The 18,514-nt window shown below is 31.2% G+C and carries 11 protein-coding genes and 1 tRNA gene; 6 read left to right on the plus strand and 6 right to left on the minus strand.

Annotated features, from left to right (window positions below; translation table 11 throughout):
• Positions 1-177 precede the first annotated feature (177 nt).
• Positions 178-813: a Crp/Fnr family transcriptional regulator gene (locus DUZ96_RS00815; RefSeq protein ID WP_114299464.1), complete on the minus strand. Its 636-nt coding sequence runs from the start codon at positions 811-813 to the stop codon at positions 178-180.
• Between the two features lie 85 nt (positions 814-898).
• Here DUZ96_RS00815 and DUZ96_RS00820 point away from each other — a divergent pair.
• Positions 899-972, plus strand: a tRNA-Arg gene (locus DUZ96_RS00820).
• A 62-nt stretch (positions 973-1,034) separates the two neighbouring features.
• On the opposite strand, the gene DUZ96_RS00825 is transcribed toward DUZ96_RS00820, so the two are convergent.
• Positions 1,035-1,487, minus strand: coding sequence for a pyridoxamine 5'-phosphate oxidase family protein (locus DUZ96_RS00825; protein WP_114299466.1), 453 nt, complete (start codon positions 1,485-1,487; stop codon positions 1,035-1,037).
• 193 nt (positions 1,488-1,680) lie between these two features.
• Here DUZ96_RS00825 and DUZ96_RS00830 point away from each other — a divergent pair, with 193 nt between their 5' ends.
• The 5 genes from DUZ96_RS00830 (at position 1,681) to DUZ96_RS00850 (ending at position 9,928) form a co-directional block, all read left to right on the plus strand.
• Positions 1,681-2,520, plus strand: a complete 840-nt coding sequence (locus DUZ96_RS00830; RefSeq protein ID WP_114299468.1) for a universal stress protein — start codon at positions 1,681-1,683, stop codon at positions 2,518-2,520.
• Between the two features lie 185 nt (positions 2,521-2,705).
• Complete coding sequence (locus DUZ96_RS00835) at positions 2,706-3,605, plus strand: hypothetical protein (RefSeq protein ID WP_114299470.1); 900 nt, start codon at positions 2,706-2,708, stop codon at positions 3,603-3,605.
• 4 nt (positions 3,606-3,609) lie between these two features.
• The gene (locus DUZ96_RS00840; protein WP_114299472.1) at positions 3,610-4,776 is read left to right on the plus strand and encodes a CHASE2 domain-containing protein; all 1,167 of its coding nucleotides are present in this window, start codon (positions 3,610-3,612) and stop codon (positions 4,774-4,776) included.
• Positions 4,755-5,534: a hypothetical protein gene (locus DUZ96_RS00845; protein ID WP_147267041.1), complete on the plus strand. Its 780-nt coding sequence runs from the start codon at positions 4,755-4,757 to the stop codon at positions 5,532-5,534. Before DUZ96_RS00840 ends, DUZ96_RS00845 begins: the two co-directional genes overlap by 22 nt.
• Before the next feature lie 5 nt (positions 5,535-5,539).
• Complete coding sequence (locus DUZ96_RS00850; RefSeq protein WP_114299476.1) at positions 5,540-9,928, plus strand: caspase family protein; 4,389 nt, start codon at positions 5,540-5,542, stop codon at positions 9,926-9,928.
• Here DUZ96_RS00850 and DUZ96_RS00855 read toward each other — a convergent pair.
• Genes DUZ96_RS00855 through DUZ96_RS13015 form a run of 4 tightly spaced genes read right to left on the minus strand, consistent with a single transcriptional unit; the run spans position 9,925 to position 18,385 of the window.
• Positions 9,925-12,912 (minus strand): tetratricopeptide repeat protein, encoded by a 2,988-nt coding sequence (locus DUZ96_RS00855; RefSeq protein ID WP_114299478.1) that lies wholly within the window; start codon positions 12,910-12,912, stop codon positions 9,925-9,927. The genes DUZ96_RS00850 and DUZ96_RS00855 overlap by 4 nt on opposite strands.
• A 35-nt stretch (positions 12,913-12,947) precedes the next feature.
• On the minus strand, positions 12,948-16,160 hold the full coding sequence (locus DUZ96_RS00860) for a CHAT domain-containing protein (protein ID WP_114299480.1): 3,213 nt from the start codon (positions 16,158-16,160) through the stop codon (positions 12,948-12,950).
• 3 nt (positions 16,161-16,163) lie between these two features.
• Positions 16,164-18,248, minus strand: coding sequence for a CHAT domain-containing protein (locus DUZ96_RS00865; RefSeq protein ID WP_114299482.1), 2,085 nt, complete (start codon positions 18,246-18,248; stop codon positions 16,164-16,166).
• An 11-nt stretch (positions 18,249-18,259) separates the two neighbouring features.
• Positions 18,260-18,385, minus strand: a complete 126-nt coding sequence (locus tag DUZ96_RS13015) for a hypothetical protein (RefSeq protein WP_258774279.1) — start codon at positions 18,383-18,385, stop codon at positions 18,260-18,262.
• Positions 18,386-18,514: the final 129 nt, after the last annotated feature.

The following is an 18,514-nucleotide window of genomic DNA, read 5'->3' on the forward strand; positions in this document are numbered from 1 at the left end:
GTGCACCTGTAATTACAAAGAGTATAGAGAATACTCCTGTACCAACTAAGATATACATTGCTCCAGGACAAACACCACAAAGTGCCCAGCATAGCCCAAAAATCTAAAATATAACGCATAAATTAATTATTTAGCTAAAATAGAATTCTATTATTTTGTTGATTGCTATAAAAGTTACTAAAAGTCTATAACTATAATTTTATTTCTTCCTAATTCAATTTTGTTTTCTTTTTCAAGTTTTTTTAATAGGCGTGAAACAACTACTCTAGATGTATGAAGATCTTCAGCGATTTCCTGGTGTGTGATTTGGAGATTTGTATCTGCGGTTAACTTAACCTGATCCGTAAGGTACTTAAAAAGCCTCTCATCCATTTGCATAAAAGCTAAAGTATCAATAGCTTCTAGCATTTCATTGAACCTAAACTGATAGCTTTGCAATATATAATTTCTCCAGTTTTTATTAGTGTTAAATAACTCCTCCATGTCCTCTTTTGGAATTGATGCCAAGACAACATCTTGCTCCGCTATAGCTCTTACTTTACTTATATTTTTAGACATACAACACGTTAATGACATCGCACATGTATCACCAGATTCTAATAAATATAAAAGTAATTCATGGCCGCGATTATCTTCAGATAAAACTTTAATATTGCCTTCAATAATTAGAGGTACAAATTCAATATTTTGCCCTAAATCAATAATAATATCACCCTTATTAAATCTATACAAACTAGCCTTCTTTGCTAAAATGTCTATAAGTTCTTTATCAAACAGATAATCAAACTTTTCTAAAATATTTTTTTCAATCATAAATCAAAAGTAATCATTTTGGTTTTTCAAATAAATAGTTTGGTTGATTTTTAAGAATTGTATTATATTTGCACCCACTTAAAAAGGCCTCGTGGCGCAACTGAATAGCGCATCTGATTACGGCTCAGAAGGTTACAGGTTTGAATCCTGTCGAGGTCACAAATGAAAAAAAAGCAAGCTAAAAATGGGCTTGCTTTTTTACTTATAACAGATTTTCTATTTTAAGATCTCATTTTGCCTGTCATCTCATCAATCCTTATTAAGAATACTATTGGTATGTCCTGATTGTAGATTTTGCTTGAAAAATCACTTATATAATCCATATCCTTATGTTCCTTGCGTAGAATTATACTTTTGATACCTAATGAAAATTCATGCAGGTAAAGTTTGGCTGTTCCTCCACTAATTTCGTCATATTTACCATGAGCTAAAACAGATTGCCATTTTTTAGCCGCAAAAATATCTGCCACTGCTAATGAGATGGAAATATTTTTACGCATAGAGTTAATCTTATGTCCTAAGCCGGAATAGAAGATGATATAGTTCTCTTTTTCATTAAAGTAATAGGTAATAGGTATTGTATAAGGAGAATTATTGCTTACATATGAAAGATATCCTAGATAATTGTTCTTTAAAATATCTGTACATTGATCTTTGTCTATACTTTTAATCATGACGTAAAAATTATTTGTCTTAAGATACTCACTCTAGATTAAATTTTTACTGACATAAATCAGTTTTAAATATTTTTAAACATGAAATACTGTTTGAGTGTTAACGATTTTTAAAAATAAAATAATTTGGGAATGATAATTATCATTATAGTATTGAAACAATTTTTATACATTAATAGAAAATGAAACTAGGATGAAAAAAATACTTCTACTTACCGATTTTTCAAAGAACTCAATTAACGCCATGAATTATGGATTGCAATTATTTCAAAATGAATATTGTGACTTTTTTGTACTTAATGTACAGAGTTCTTTGAGTTATGCTACGGACGATTTAATGGCTAGTAGGCCTAGAGAGAGTCTTTATGAAGTTTTGATAGCTGAAAATAAGCAACGTTTAACATCTATTGTTGAAGGATTGAAACTAAATGCTAACGAGCGATTACACAGATTTAAATCAATTGTTGATTATGATTTATTTATAGACGCCATTAAGCAAACTATCAAAAAGGAGAATATTGATTTTGTAGTAATGGGTACTAATGGGGCCTCTAATTTACGAGAAGCCATAATGGGAAGTAATGCTTTAAAAGTATTACGTTTTATAAATTGTAATACATTAGTAATTCCAGAAGGCTATCAATACAAAAAGCCTAAGCGATTTTTATTGGCTCTTGATGTTGATGATTATGCAGATCATAAAACTGTTTTTGATATTACTGAGTTAATTCAAAAGCTCGATGCTAATATTAATGTGGTTAGGATAGTTTCTACTAATGAAAATGTCCAATCCAAAATACAACTAGATAAAGACTTGCTTTTAGAATTGATTCATGAAAATAAGTTTACTTATAGGACAGTATCAAACATTCCTTTATCTCATATTTTGGTAGATGAAGAACTCGCTCAAGATGCTCATATAATAACCTTAGTTGGTCAATTTAAGGGCTTATTCAATAGATTATTCAGTGATGCCAGTAAAACAAATATCAGTAAAAATATGATTTTACCTTTGATGATTTTTCATCATTAGAAAAGTGTTTAATTGTAAGCAAATCGTCATCTTAACTAAATTCCTTTGATATATGAGATTCTTGATTAAAGTTGATATTCCAAGTCTTTAAAATCTAAGAAATCTCCAAATGAAAAAGTAGAATGAACCTTCATCTCAAAGAAAATCTAAATTAAATTTATAAATTACCACCTAAAGTTCTTAAGATGAAAAAATTATTACCAGTATTACTTGTTGTCTTAATGTGCTCGTGTAAGGTGCATCATAGATCTAACATAGAATCTGAGGAAGAGTTTGTTGTAGTTATGAAAAGAGCGGATACAAGAGGTGGTCTTGCAGAAACTGTTCTTCAAGGAGTGTTTTTTGGCGCTTCGTATTTAGCAGAAAAAACCTCAGAATCTCTAGTTAGTAAATATTCACAGTCCATATCAATAAATAATTATTATAATACAGATTTGGGGGAGGTTGAGAAGACCTATAAAGAAATTCATATTAAAAAATATTCAAAACCTAACAGCCCTGAGAAGAAAGCTCAAATAACAACGTTAGTTAAAGATGAAATTAATGCAATGCCAAAATCCAGAGGTAATAATATGGCCTTGAATGTTCAGGACGTTATAAGGCTCGAACAAGATGATTTATTGAATTTTTATGCAGTTGTAGAATTAATTAGCGATCCACAGAATCCAGGAGTAACAAGATTGAGTTTTAATGAACTTAGAGTGTTCTTTTCTAAAACGAAAGTATATGCTGATGAGAACCTTAATGCAAGGATTTCAATTGCAATTGAGGGACAATGGAGAGGTGAAGATGGTACACCAAAAAGCGCAACTTTGATAGAGCAGGAATATGATTTTAAAAATCTTAAATATGGTGTTGACAACCTCATTAATACGCCGTTATTATCACCTTGGTATTACGATATTCCAATCACTACTCAATTAGACGATAATGATAATTATGGTGTAGTTAAAATAAATGTTAGGTTAGAGGAGTATGAGGGTAACAGGAGTAAGTATATTAATAAACTTCCAAGTATGCTGAGTGATAATAAAGACGCGATCATTTCTGATGGAGCTTCAGCAATTGAGAAAATAACAAACTAATTTAATGAGAATTAAAACAGATAAAATTCTTTTGAGAGATGCATTTTTCTGTACCATATTGACATTTATTATAGCTAGTATTTTATATTTTGCATTTGTGAATTTGTCTATTTTAGATCCTTTTGAGAAAGCTTTTAAAGATTTTAAGTTTACGGATATATATTATTCTGAACGTATGAATAATGAAGAGAGAAATAATAAAATAGTCTTAGTAAATATAAAACACGCCAATCGTTTTCAAATTGCTCAAGCTATCGATAAAATTAACACACAGAGACCAAGTGTTATAGGTTTAGATATCATATTTGAGGATAGAAAATCAGAATTTATAGATTCCCTTTTGAAGTCTTCCCTTGTATCAGCTAAGTCACTTGTAACAGCTTACTTTCATGAAAATGATTCTGTAGTTAACAATCATGAATATTTTCAGTTTTATGGAGAGACAAAAGGTTACATTAACTTAGATTTAGAAGGTCAAAATTCTGTGATTCGGAATTTTCTTGGTGTAAAAGGCCATAATAATGATGAGTATGCATTTGCAACACAACTGGCTTTAAAAGCAGGATATTTAAATGAGACTTATGTTAAAAAAGAATTAAAAAATCAGCTTCCAATAAACTATATCGGAAATAAAGATATTTTCTTATGCTTTGATATTGAAGAGGTCATAAATAAAGAAAAAATTCGGGCCTTCAAAGATGCTGTTGTAATACTAGGCTATTTAGGAGATGGTAATGAAAGTTTTGACATAGAAGACAAACATTTTACACCATTAAATTCTGAGTGGGTTGGTAGGGCAGTTCCTGATACTTTTGGTGTTATTGTGCATGCGAATATTTTAAACATGTTGTCTAAAGGAAATATGATCTATAGGGTTTCAAAATTTTCAACGTATTTATTGTCATTTATAGTTTGCTTTCTTACCATACTTTTAAGTATAAAGCTTTACATAAAAAGTAGTTTTGTTTTTGATGTCTCAGAAAAATTAATTCAGCTCATACTTTCTATAGTGTTGGTTTATTTGGGATTAGCATTGCTACAAGCCAATATATATCTTAGTGTAGTGCCTGTTATCTTATTATCTATAATAGGGATTGAAATGATAGATTATTATGAATACTTGGTTAAGTATCTCAATAAAAAGTTTAAATGGGAAAGTCGATTGTTATAATCTTATTAGCCCTGAGTACCGCTCTACTCCATGCCCAAGATAGTCTTTGTGTGTATAAGACTAAACCTGGGATATTATTAAATGATAATGGAAATAAGCGACCACTTAGTAAGGGCGATTATATAAGTGCAAAAAGTTCAATTTACATGTCTACATCTTCGGAGGTAATGCTCATAAACTCTCAAGGTGAAGCATTTAATATTAAGAATGCAGGGACTTATTCATATAAGAATATCCTAAAGTATAAAGCGCTTGATGATCAAAAGTCATTGACCTCTAAATACTTTAAACTCATTTGGGATGAATTATTAAAAAGGAATTCTAATAAAACAATAATTGGTGGTGTTTTTAGAGGTGATGTTTTGATAGAATCACCTATGGATAGTACAAAAATTGCGAGCTCTAAAATTACATTTAGATGGAAAACTGAAGCCGATGCTTCAAAATATTTTGTTTTTATTAGAGCCAAAGATTCCGAGACTGTCTATAAATTCGCTACTAATGGTAACGAATTTATAGTATATAAAGACAATCCTATTTTTTCTGATAATATTGAGTTTGAATGGAGTGTTTCACCCTCAGAATTTCCTAGCCTAAAGAATATTCCATTTTTTACATTTACATTGATTGATAGATCAGAATATGAAGCCTTAAAATCTAGTTACAGCGACCTAATAAAGGATTTAAAAGCTGTTGGTCTAACTAGCACAGAGATTGAAGATGCCCTCTGTGAAACTTATGGGATTTGTAAAAACTAAATACCATGTTCAGAACCAATTTTGTAGCATTTATACTATTAATACTATGTGTGAAATTAAATGCTCAAAAGACATTTTTAGAAACACAGTATGTTATAAATGATCTTTACTTCAGTTCAACAAATGGTGAGATTGTTTATGCAAATGATACTAGACTCTATTTTGTGGACTATGAAACTTTAGAACCAAAAGATTCTGTAACGTTAATAACAGATAATTCTAAGTATATAAGCAGTTTTGAATATTTAAATACTCCACAACCGCTTATTGTAATTAAGACAAAAACAAAGCAAAAATACTATCAGAATTTTTTTGAGTATCCAGAAGATTCCATTTACTTTCTTAATCGTGCTCAGAAAAAAGTAATTAATAAATTTTCAGGAAATATATACGCTTCATTTAATGAAGAAAACCCTTCTATAGCTGTTGTTGGTTATAATGAGTTCTTTGACTTTAAGGATGATTACGGTAATGTTAACAAGTCACCATTAACAGGTAAATTAGAGTCGTTACCAAATCGTATCGCGGTTGCATCTAGCGGAACAATACGAAAGATTAAAGTCAACAATAGTCGTAATAAGGTTGCTATTATTTATCAAAAATATTTTGGGAAGGATGATCCGCATGATCATATTTTAGAACTTAGAGATTTACCAAGTTTAGATTCAATTACCTCTAAGAAAATTAAGTATAAAACACATGATATTTATTTTTCTGATGATGATAATTATTTAATATTAAAGCAAGACGAAGCTCAGGTTAGTTCCTCGTCCTTATCTCGCAAAGAGTTTTTTAAAATATATGATACTTCAACATTGAGTGACGTTGAGATTCTTCCTGAAAGTTTAAATGTCAATGGTGTCATTGAAAATAATACGGTATGGAGACATTATGACGCAGAGATCATTCAAGAAAATTTTAATACTAAAAAGACCCTACAACGAATTTGGTCTAATCTTACACCTTTTTCTGTTATTGATGGTTTTGAAAAAGTGGATGGTAATACAGTTTTAATATATGGGAATAAAGGCTACGGTTATGGTACTGTTAAAAACGGGATTTATAAATTTCAGTTAAAGGATGAAGCTGTTTATTCTGAAGTGAAAAAGGTAAGTACTATAGATACCTTATTCAACCCGTCAGAGGTGCGAATAATGGATAATAAAACAAAGGTGTATGCGGTAGATTATAGTCAAAAAGGTAACAAACTTCTTGTAAAAGAAGAAGTATATAAACCGACAAACTTTGAGTTGTGGTCTACTTTAGATAAGAAAAAGTTATACGACATTGAGTTGCCTCAAACGGTAAATCCAATGCTAGATAATAATGGTGAAAAGGTCTTATTTTTTGAGCAACATCAAGGTAAAGCTTTCGATGAATTTAAATTAAAAGTCCTTGATATTTCAACCGGAATAGTTAAGGTCGCTTTATATGAAGACTCAGACTTTAATGCATTAAGTGCTAAATGCCATAATCTTAAAACCAAGCCAAATGAATGGGTTTGTAGTGACGGCTTTGCAAAATTCTGGAGGATTAACACGGATGACCTATCGGTTAATCTAATTAAAGATTTATCTAATGAGTCCTATTATCGGACAGATGTGACTGCTTTTGAAGGTATACCAGATAGCGACAATGTTTTGCTTGCTTTAAGAAGTGTAAATGTTGCACCAAATCATAGTATTACAGAATCTAATTTTGAAGGTTTCAAAATTTTCAGTCCTGACAATGGTTTAACCTCAGACTTACCATCAATACAAGAATATCAATATGCAATTCCTGTTAATGATAGTAGCATAATTCTTAAAGATGAGAGTAGGCTGCAATTATATAATGTTGTGTCCAATACATTCACAGATATATCAACGACTCAAGAAAATTCCCTAATTAAAGACGTTTTGGTATTAGGTGATAAAGCAGATATTATTGTAGATAAAGCCAATAGCTATGGCGATAGCCTCCAAATAACAAGCTATAATTTTAAGGATAATAAAATAGAGGAATCATATAAGATTGATGGTTATAAGAATGGATTATTCAAAACTTTTGAAGGTATTAATTATTATGGTTTAGATTCTTTTTATACATATAATAAGACGTTAGATGCAGAAGTTGGATGGAGTAGTCATAAACCAAATTATACTCAAGAACATGATTTAAATATCAGTAGTAATGGAAAACTTCTTTATGGCGGTCAATGGTTAATTGATTTAAAAAAATTAGAATTAGAACAGCAACTACCAAGTTTTACTGCAAATACGCTTTTAGAAGATGATGAAATAGTGTCCTTAGATACAGATAGTGATAAATACGGTTCAAAAGATTATAATTTTAGAATTGTGAGTGCACAAAAAACTGATTCTGTACTATGGAAGAGTAAAACTGTACGCATTGATTTTAACGAAAGACCTAGCTCAAGAGTATGGTCAAAAGATAAAAATTATGTGCTTTACTATAATTCATCTCAACTTACAGAAAATCAGACGGTTTATCTCATTGATGTAAAAAATAGACTATTAGTCAGTAAGAAAGTCGATTTTAAAATAAAGAAAGCGCGTTTTGCAGATGATGCACTGCAAGTTGTTCTGAACTCTCATTCAGACATTATGCAATTGGACATAAAGACTGTATTTTATGATATAAATGGTTTAAAAAAGATTAAAGAGATAACTACGGATTTTGACGATGAGGTAGATGAGAATAGTTACGTATTTACTGACTATGAGTTTTTATTACACTATAACAGAAGTGGTGAAACCGTAGAAAAGATAAAGTCCTATTATGCAAGACGCTCCTTAAGTACTTCAGTTTTTATAAAAGAAAAGGATCTACTTGTTGCAGGTACATATAATGGTGCCTTAGTCTTTTGGGATAAAAACAATAGTTCACCAAAACAAATCGAGCAAATTTCGGATTCTGAAATTATTCGAATGCAACAAATTAAGGATTTGCTTTATATTCTATCTAAAGATTCTGAAATAAGTGTTGTAAATCTCAACACCCTGAAATTAGAAGTCTCATGTAAAATCTTTGAGAAAGAAGACGAAATAAGTTTAGCATGGATTACACCAGAGGGTTATTTTAAAGCAAACAAAAGCGATATAAGAAAATTTCATTTTGTCAAAGACGGAAGAGCATTACCATTGATAGATTATGAAATGTTTCTTAATCGTCCTGATATTATCATGAAACGTCTTGGCTTTGCCTCACCTAAGTTTTATGACTTATATAAAAATGCCTATTTAAAACGCCTTGTAAGGAATGGGTATCAAGAGAATACGGATATTTTTAATTTAGAAAGGCCAAAATTAAAACTATTAAATCGACAAGAAATATCTATTCTTACAGACCAAAGGCAAATAGATTTAAACATAGAAAACACTTCAAAATCTTCAGAGTTAATTGTTTACATCAATGGTGTGCCGACAAATAAACGCTTACTTAAAAACGAATCTATTCTAAAGGAAACTATTGAGCTCAATAGCGGTATTAATAGAGTTTCAATAATATCGAAAGATGATTCCGGTACTGAATCCGAGCCTATTTCTTTTGAAGTAACAAGTACTATAAAAAGATCGCAGTCCAAATTGTATTACATTGGTATTGGTGTGTCAAATTACCAAGATAGCACCATGAATCTGAAATATGCAGATAAAGATGTTGCCAGAATAAGTGAGGTATTAAATTCAAAATACGAAAACAACATTGTTGTTAAGACGTTACTTAATGATCAAGTAAATAAAAAGTCTGTGCAAGAGTTGAAAACGCTGTTACGATCTACAGATATAGATGATACAGTTATTGTTTCGTTTTCTGGACATGGTCTAATTGGTAAGGATAACGAGTTCTTTTTCGCTACCCACAATATAAATTTTGATACTCCAGAAGAACATGGTTTATCTTATTCAGAAATTCAAGATTTATTGACAGATATTCCTGCAAGGCGCAAGTTGTTATTATTAGATGCATGTCATAGTGGAGAGCTAGATGCCAGTAACAATAGTTCTGGTTTAAACACTAAAGTTGTAAGTCGCATACCAGAAGGTGCAAAGGGAAGTAAGGCAAAAAGTAAAACTGCCAAAAATGAAGAATCATTCAACTTAATGCAAACTCTATTTTTCGATATTGATAGAGGTAATGGTGCATATGTGATTTCAGCGGCTGGTGGGTCTGAATTTGCCTATGAAGATGAAAAATGGGAAAATGGTGTATTTACTTATAGTTTTTTAAGTGCACTGAATGATTTAGGTTACGATACTTGGAGAGGAGAACAAGGAATTCCAATTTCAGAATTAAAAGATTACGTCTATAACAAGGTAAAGGAACTCACCAATAATAAACAACGACCAACATCTAGAGCGGAAAACTTAGAGTGGGATTGGTTTTTGAATTAATTTAAAATATACGTTTCTATAGTGTTGCTACTATACAATTCTTTAAGCTTGTTAGACCTAAATAGATTTTGATTCACTTTTCTCCGCATGGCTTCACTTTCAGAAAACTTGCCGTTAAATTTTAGATAAACTGAAGCCAATAAGTAATCTGTGGTTTTATCAATTTTAGTCAAATAATTATAATAGTAGTTCGCATTCTCTTTATTGTTCAGGTCAATACTGGCTTTAGTTAAAACACGTAATATATCTGCATTGAGCGATTTGGAATTGGCTTTGCTAATACTTGGTAAAGCAACTTTTAATGCTTCTTCAGGATTATTATTTAAGTACAAATGATTAGCATAAATAAGAGCTGTATTGCCTTTACTGTCAATGTCGTATGCGAGTTTATAAAGTTTTGTGACTTCTTCTGGCGTGCCAAATTTACTTTTATCTTTCGCTACTGTATGTAAAAATTCAACAATTTCTTTTGTTGTATTGCTGTTCGCAGCATTTTGAGAAGCGCTAATTAAATTAGAAGCAGCTTTTTCGGTCTGATTTATTTCAACCTGGCTAAAACCTAAACTTTTATTTCCTTTTACAAAAGACTTGTCAATAGTAACTGCCTTTTCAAATGCATCGATAGCCCTATTATAATTCTTAGTTTTAAAATATGTTTGGCCTAACAAATACCAAAAATCTGGTGCCTTAGAATTGTTCTTAATGGCAGTTTGCAATAGGTCAATTGATTTTTGGACTTCACCTTGTTCATTATATAGTCTTACAATAGAAGTGTATGCATTAATAGACTTATCGTTTGTTTCAATGGCTTTTTTATACATTGCTACAGCTTCAACTGTATTATTTGACTTTAGTTCTAAATACTGGCCAAATAAGAGAAATGCATTAGCGTCATTGGGATTGGCAGCTAAACATGCTTCTAGAGTATTTTGCGCTTCAAGTGGTTTTCTCATTTGTGATTTTAACCATGCTTTTCCAGAATATGCTTCAATATTATATGGATTAAGTTTAATTGCTTTGTCATAGAGTGAATCTGCAATTCTTAACCGAGTTAATCGTTTATATTTTAAACGAATAAAATCTGCATATTCAGAGTAGGCAGTTGAACTTTCTGGGTTATTATCTAAAGCATTAAGCAATAGTTTTTCAGCCTGTTCATTTTCAATGTTATTTAGTTTGATGTAATTCAATAATCCCATCGATGTTATTGCATCAGAAGAATCAGTCTTTAAGGCTTTTTGATACCATTCTATTGCTGCTTTTGCATTTCCTTTTAAGCGTTGTAATTCACTCATTTTTTGTTGCGCCAAAACATTGTTAGGATCTGTTTTTAAAGCTTTTTGAAAGTATGACTCAGCAAGTTGATAGTTGCCTTGTAACATATTAATTTCGCCTAACTTTAGATTGGCTTCATTTCCGTTTTTACCGAGCGAATTATCAAGGTAGGCTGTGGCTTCATCGAACTTATATTGATCAACAAAATTATCGCTTATATTCACGTCTGGACTTTGCCATGTTTGGATTAAACTTTTAGCTTTTTTAAAGTGATAAAACGCACTGTCGTATTTTCTTTGGTTATTGTAAACCAAACCTAAGGCATTATGAATGTAAGCTGCTCTTGGTTCTAATTGAATTGCTGAATTAAGTTTCCTTTTAGCCGCTTCAAATCTCACATGATTATTACTTCTAATAATAGCATATGCCTCTAAAAGCATCTGACTCGCTTTAACTCGATTGTACAGAAAAATATCTTCTCCCATTAACTCTAAACAGATATCGAGATGTTTAGATTGTCGAACAAATTCTTTACTAGGAGGTAAATAGGTAGAACCTTCAATGTATAGATTTATTAAAGATTGGGCTTCATTAGATAAAGTTTTTAATAAAATGCTTTGCATTTTACTTTTAATACCCTCAGAAATAGTGTTATCGTTTAAAACAGATTTGTATATTTCATATGCACTTGATGATTTGCCATAGTAGGAATTACGTTGTATTGCAGCATTAAATCTCGAAATAGTCTCACCGTTTGATTTGTTTTTTAAATCTGTTTTTGTAATTCCTCTAGCAGCGAGTTGTTTCGTGTTTTCAATTGTAGAAGCAATGTCTTCAAAGTTGATTATTGTAGCATCGTTAGAGATAACTTTCATTATAGCTCTATCATTTTTTGTGCGCAGAATTGGTGTTTGTCTCTTATTGTGTTTTTTTACAACGGTAGTATTTACGTTGTCATATAAATAATCATCAAGTTCTCTATAAATAATATTTTTGTCTGCATCGTCATCTGCTAAGCCAGATAGTCCTTTGACTAAATAATAGGTAAAATACCCATGTTTTAAATCTGCACTTTCATAAGATAATTCATCTGCACCACAACTTAGTATTTTGGTAGAATTCTCAAACATGGCCTGTAAGGTTCCCATATTTTTTTTTGTGCCTTTTTCAAATACAAAACCAGATCGGCAAGCGTCTAAAATGAGGACTACATTAACACCTTTTAATGTAAGGTTATCAATAGCTTTATTTAGAAGTGCCAAGGGTACTACACCACCAGAGTAATATTCTTGATTAGTATTAGCATCTGCTGCAAGTAAAAAGCCTTCCTTTTCACCAAAATCTTCAACTACATCACCATGGCCAGCAAAATAGATGTATAAAACATCGCCATCTTTTGCAAGATTAAACTGCTTTTTTAATTCTTGTACAATGTTTAGTGCGACCGCGTCCTTATTGATGAGTAGACAGATATTGTTATTTTCTAAACCTTCAATATCGGTTAGATAATTTTTAAAAAGCGCAGCATCATTATCGGCAAACTTTAATTTCAAGTCATCGGCATTATAATTAGAAACTCCAATGACAATAGCACGCTTTGTACCTTCAGATGTTTTGGTAATAGTATTTGGTTTAGATCCACGTGAACCATCTTGAGCATAACTCAAAGCGGAAATAACTAATAGAAGATATAGTATTATGTGTTTCATAACTTTTCCAAATTACGACTTTTCTATTTCAATTACTAAAACAAAACAAAAGCGGCCCATTTTTCAGGGTTGTCTTTGTATTTGTCTGACATTTTTAATTGGGTATTTCTAAAGGCTTCTCTAATATTTTGCCCACCTAGCCAATTCCCATAAAATGAGGTCATAAACTCCGCAGTTTCTTTATCAGGTACTTCCCAAAGGCTCATCATTAACATATCTACACCAGCCATTTTAAAAGCGCGTTGCAAGCCATAAACCCCTTCGCTACCTTCGATATCTCCTAGTCCAGTTTCACAAGCGGAAAGCACCACAATATCGGTTTTAGAAAAATCTAAAGTAGATATTTCTTCTGCCGTAATGATACCGTTTTCTTTTTCGTTTGGTGGATTACTACCATTTATCCATGCATAGTTTGCACCACTAAATAATAAACCTGTTCTATTTAAGGGGTTGTAATCTGTTTTATATTTAATGCTCGTTTTAGATTTTAGTGGTGATGCTTTTTTATCATTGTTTTCAAAGAAAAATCCATGTGTAGCAATATGCAATACTTTAGGACTTTTTCCACTTAGCCTTTTAAAATACGTTTCATTAGCATTAGTACCTGTCAACATGTTTTTGTCAACATTTTTATTGAGCAACAACCTATCGATACTTTCCACTTCACTTAGAGTACCTGGTAAATAATTCCATGTGTTATTTTTTTTCGATCTATTCAGTTCTATTAAATCTAGAGGCTGAGGTTCTCTTGCTTTTTCACTAATCACTTCTTCTTTTATTTCATAATCGTAAGTGATCCCTCCAACTAATAATACATTGTCTGGTTTAAGAGTGTTGAGATTAGAAGTTATATCGTAGGTGCTACTTAATTGAATTAGGTTATACTTATTAACTAACCAATTATTATTGTTTCTTAAAGAAGAAAATGAAACATTATGTAATAAGCCAGTTGGTGCAAAATATACATTTGTTATATGATTTAATTCTAGTTCTAAGGGTTTCCATATCAGTTGATAGAGCTCTGAAGTATTTGATGTCTGATTCGTTGATCTTGCTTTCGAACCTCTGGTATTATAGAGTTTTTTTGGATTTGAAGAATTTGAAAAGAGTTTTTGCAATGTTGATTCCTCAAAGAGTGAAATAACTTTTGGTTGTTTGGAATCCTTTTTAATAATGTATGCGACGTAATAGGTGCTGTCCGTTACCTCATGCGTGATATAATTAAATCTCGAAAATTCAATGGCAACCTCGTCTGCTTTTAATTGGTCTCTAACCTTGGTCCATTTTTTTTTAAAATTAATGGGTTCTTTAAAGCGGTCATTATACAATTGAACTAATTGGATTTCGAGGTGGTCAACAGTTTTTTTTAATTCCTCTTTTAGTGTGTCAAACTTCTCATTGTTTTTGTCTTCAACACTTTGTAAAAACTGTTTATTATCTATATAATCATTAATGAGTTTGTTAATGTCTGGTTCATTAAGTGCTTTTAGTTTTTGGGTAACATTCTTTGCTTGATTTAATAGTAGACCTTTTAATATGTATTTGTTTTCAAGGTTAATTGTGGTAAGTTCTTCTTGTGGATTGTCAAAATTGATGGATTCATAAATATTAAATGATGCTTCAATCTCAGCAAGAAATATGCGTTTTAAATCATTAGTACTAAAACTAAATTGTTTTACAAGTTGCTGCTTCGTTAATTCATTTGCTTGTTTTACATTTATAATGACCTCTCCATATTGTTTTTCGCACTTTTGAGCAATTATTAAGCTATTAAGCGCATCAATATAATCTGGGTTTTCTTTACCATATAAAGTTTTTATTCTCTTTATGGCTGCATCCAAAAGAGTGGAAGCTTTTTTACATTGATGATCCATAAGATATACATTGGCTAGATCTATCTGTTTATGCCAATAATTAGGATAATTTTTGTCTTCTTCTCTAAGTGTGCTTTCTATATTTTTAATAGCCTGTTTATATTTTTTTTGTTCAACAAGAATTGCACTAAGATTATCTAAACATTCTCTGTAGCTATTGTTTTTTATAGTTAGGTTTAAGGCCTTTGACTTATTAAATGCTAGCTTTGCAAATTTTTCTGCTTCTTCTATTTTATCCATATTGAGATAACACATACTTAATCTAGATATCAATACTGGGAGTGTTGGTGCATTGTCTCCTGCAGACGATTTGGTGAGTTGTATTGCAATTTTTAGATATTCCTCAACTTGTTCGTAGTTTTGAAGTTTCCAACTCAGGTTACTTAAAATTTCATAGTACTGTATTGAGCTAACTTTTAGATTAGTTTCGTTTAATTCCGTAAGCTCAATTCCCTTACTAGCATAGTAAAATGCTTTTTTATAGTCTGATGTTTCTGTATAGCAAGCCACCAGAAACATGTAAGTATTACCAAGAGCTTTATCATTTGTAGAGTCATTGAGTTCTTCAAAAATATCTGCAGCCTCTAATAAGACTTTTTCTGCTTTATTAAAATACCCAAGATTAACATATATACCACCTATACTTGTTAGAATATTGGCGTAATTAGAGTTAAATACGCCATAATTTCTTTTAATATAATCAAGGCTTTCTTTTTCAATTTCCAGTGCATCCTCAAGTCTTCCTAAACCTTGATAAATGCTAGGAAGATTATTGTACCTGAGTTTGTTGTAAGACCCTTTATCAAAATAAGGGTCATTTTTTAAAATATCTAGTCCTTCATTTAAGGTGTTGAGCGCTTTTTTAAAGTTTCCTGTTTCTCTATATAATCCAGCTAAATTAGTTAGACCAATACCATACATCATATGGTCTTCACCGTATACAATTTTGAGTAAATCGTTGGATTCTATATATTTTGCCTCAGCCAGTTTGTAGTCTTTTTTGGCGATATAAATATTAGCTAAAATGGTAAGTGCACCAGCATATTGTTCATTTGTTTCTCCATATAAAGCCTTTAAACCAATGATGGCTTTTTCCATCGGTTCTTGAGCAAGGTCATTCTGTTCAAGTTGTACTAGAATAACAGCATAAGAGTATGCCGTTGACATAAACTCATTAGATACCACCTCAAAAATTTCTTCTGCAATATTAAATGCATTATTGAAGGCATTAGCAGCCTTATCTAATTCTTGGTAGTTATAATAATTAGTACCATTTTGAAAGTAGGTTTGCCAGGCATTATAATCTTCAGAAGGCTGCGAAAATGCCAAAATTGAAAAGCAAATAGCTAGGAAGGTGTGTAATATTTTTTTCATTTATTATTCAACTAAAACAAAAGCGGCCCATTTTTCAGGGTTGTCTTTGTATTTGTCTGACATTTCTAATTGAGTATTTCTAAACGCTTCTCTTATGTTTTTTCCACTGAGCCAATTACTGTAAAACAGTTCCATAAATTCAGCAGTTTCTTTATCTGGTACTTCCCAAAGACTCATCATTATATTTTTTACCCCTGCCATTTTTAGAGCACGTTGCAAACCATAAACACCTTCGCTACCTTCAATATCTCCAAGCCCAGTTTCACAAGCCGATAATACAACCAAATCCGTCTTAGATAAGTCTAAATTGGATATTTCTAAAGCTGTTAAAATGCCATCATTGCGCTCATATGGATTGTTACCATTTTGCCATGCATAATTGGCATGAGCAAGCAATAGGCCAGAACGTAATAATGGATTGTCGGCATTTTTAAATTCGATATCATTGTTGTCTTTAGCTTTATCGTTTTTAAAGAAAAAACCATGCGTTGCAATGTGTATAACATCTGGACTCTTACCGTTCAAACTCTTAAATTGAGTCTCTGAAGCTTCATCATTATTAAGCGTTGTGGTTTTGGTAGTTTTGGAGGCCAAAATAGTTTCAATATTTTTAATTTCATCAGCTGTACCTTGAAGATATTGCCAAGATCTATTTAATGCGGTGCTTTCGTCAGAAACAAGATCTAAAAATGACACTTGGCTATTGTATAAGATGTTTTTGCCTTCAGTATTAAAATCATAATTTATTCCACCAATTAATAAGACTGAATTCTTTTTGGGTTGTTGTCGTCTTAAGGTAATTACTTTAGAACTACTTACTTGTTCTAAATCAAACAGCTCTATGAGCCTTTTGTTTGAAGCATCCATTAGCGCTGCAAATGCTACTTGATGAAGCATGCCATCAGCTGATATGTAAACCTTTTTGTTGTTCTTTAATTCGGTTTCAATAGGTTTAATGATAAGATTATACAAGTTCTTATCATAGCTTGAAGCATTGACTTGTTTAGCTTTTGAACCTCTAGATATTTCATTTGAAGTATTAATCCCTTTGCTCAAAATTGCTCTTAGTTCTTTTTCTTCAAATAAGGATAATATCTTTGGATGTTGCCATTCTTTTTTAAAGAGTTGAGCCACATAAATAATACTGTCTGTCCAAGTTTGATCAAAATATCTAAAATGACTGAATTCAACTGAAATTTCATCTTCTTTTAAAGCAGTGCGTCTCCAATTAATAGACCTTTTACGATTGTCATTAATATTCTGATGGTATAAGTACAGTATTTCAGACTCTAAACCACCTAATCTGTCATATCTTATTCCAAAATCTGGCACACGTTGTGATTCTGATATACTGAGTTGTTGGGCAATAAATTCCTTTTCATTTACATAGGCATTAATCAAATTTGTAATTTCTGGTTTTTCAAGAGCTCTTAGTTTATTAAGTATATCCTTTGATGTGTTCAATAATGCTCCTTTTATTAGTAAAGTATTATCAACCAACAGATTATTAAAGCTACCATATCTGTATTTAGTTTTAAACCCAAACGATTGAAATAAATGGAAATAAGGAATAATATTTTTGTTTAAAAAAGACTCTTTCTCATCATTAAGTCTACTACCTAGTACATCGTTGGTGTGGTTGACTAATCTCGTGTTAACGTCGCTAAATGTTGGAACTACCTCTCTTGGGTTTTTTGTAGCCTTATAAAACTCAATTAAAGTTTTAAGTGATGTTTTAAAGGATTCACTTTCCAATTCAAGTTCATTCTTGCGCAGTTTTCCTAATTCAATGTTAGTTTTTAACTCATTTTCCTTGTCTCTCGAAACCCGATAATAAAAGTTCAGTTTAAAGAGAATCATACGTTGATTATCGTAACTATCTTTAAAATTCTTAAAAGCAAAGTCTTTGGCATCTTCTGCTTCAATAATAGCACTGGTGAGGTTGCCACTTTTGGCTAAACTATCAATTTTAAAAAGTTGAGTCCTAAATTGTTGCTGAAGTTCTTTATTGGGTTGGGCAAATAATGAAGCGTAAGAGCAGATAATTATTAAAATGACCAATGATTTAAGTATAAACTGAGATTTCAATAGTGTTATTATTAATATGGAACACCAAAAATTGAGAATGCAGCCCAAAATTTTGGATTATCATTAATTTCATTCTTGTATTTTAAAATGGCATTTCGAAGTGCTTCGTGAAGCATTAATTCATTTGAAATTGCCATAAGGTGTAATTTTATTAATTCCTATGGAAATAACATGAATGTTAATGGGATTCTTTTTTCGAACTCCTAGGTTTCCACCATATTCATAAGTTCTGTCAGAACTAAAAAGAAGAGGAATTGAAAGGATTA

The sequence above is a fragment of the Winogradskyella sp. KYW1333 genome (genome assembly GCF_003335675.1).
Taxonomy (GTDB): domain Bacteria; phylum Bacteroidota; class Bacteroidia; order Flavobacteriales; family Flavobacteriaceae; genus Winogradskyella.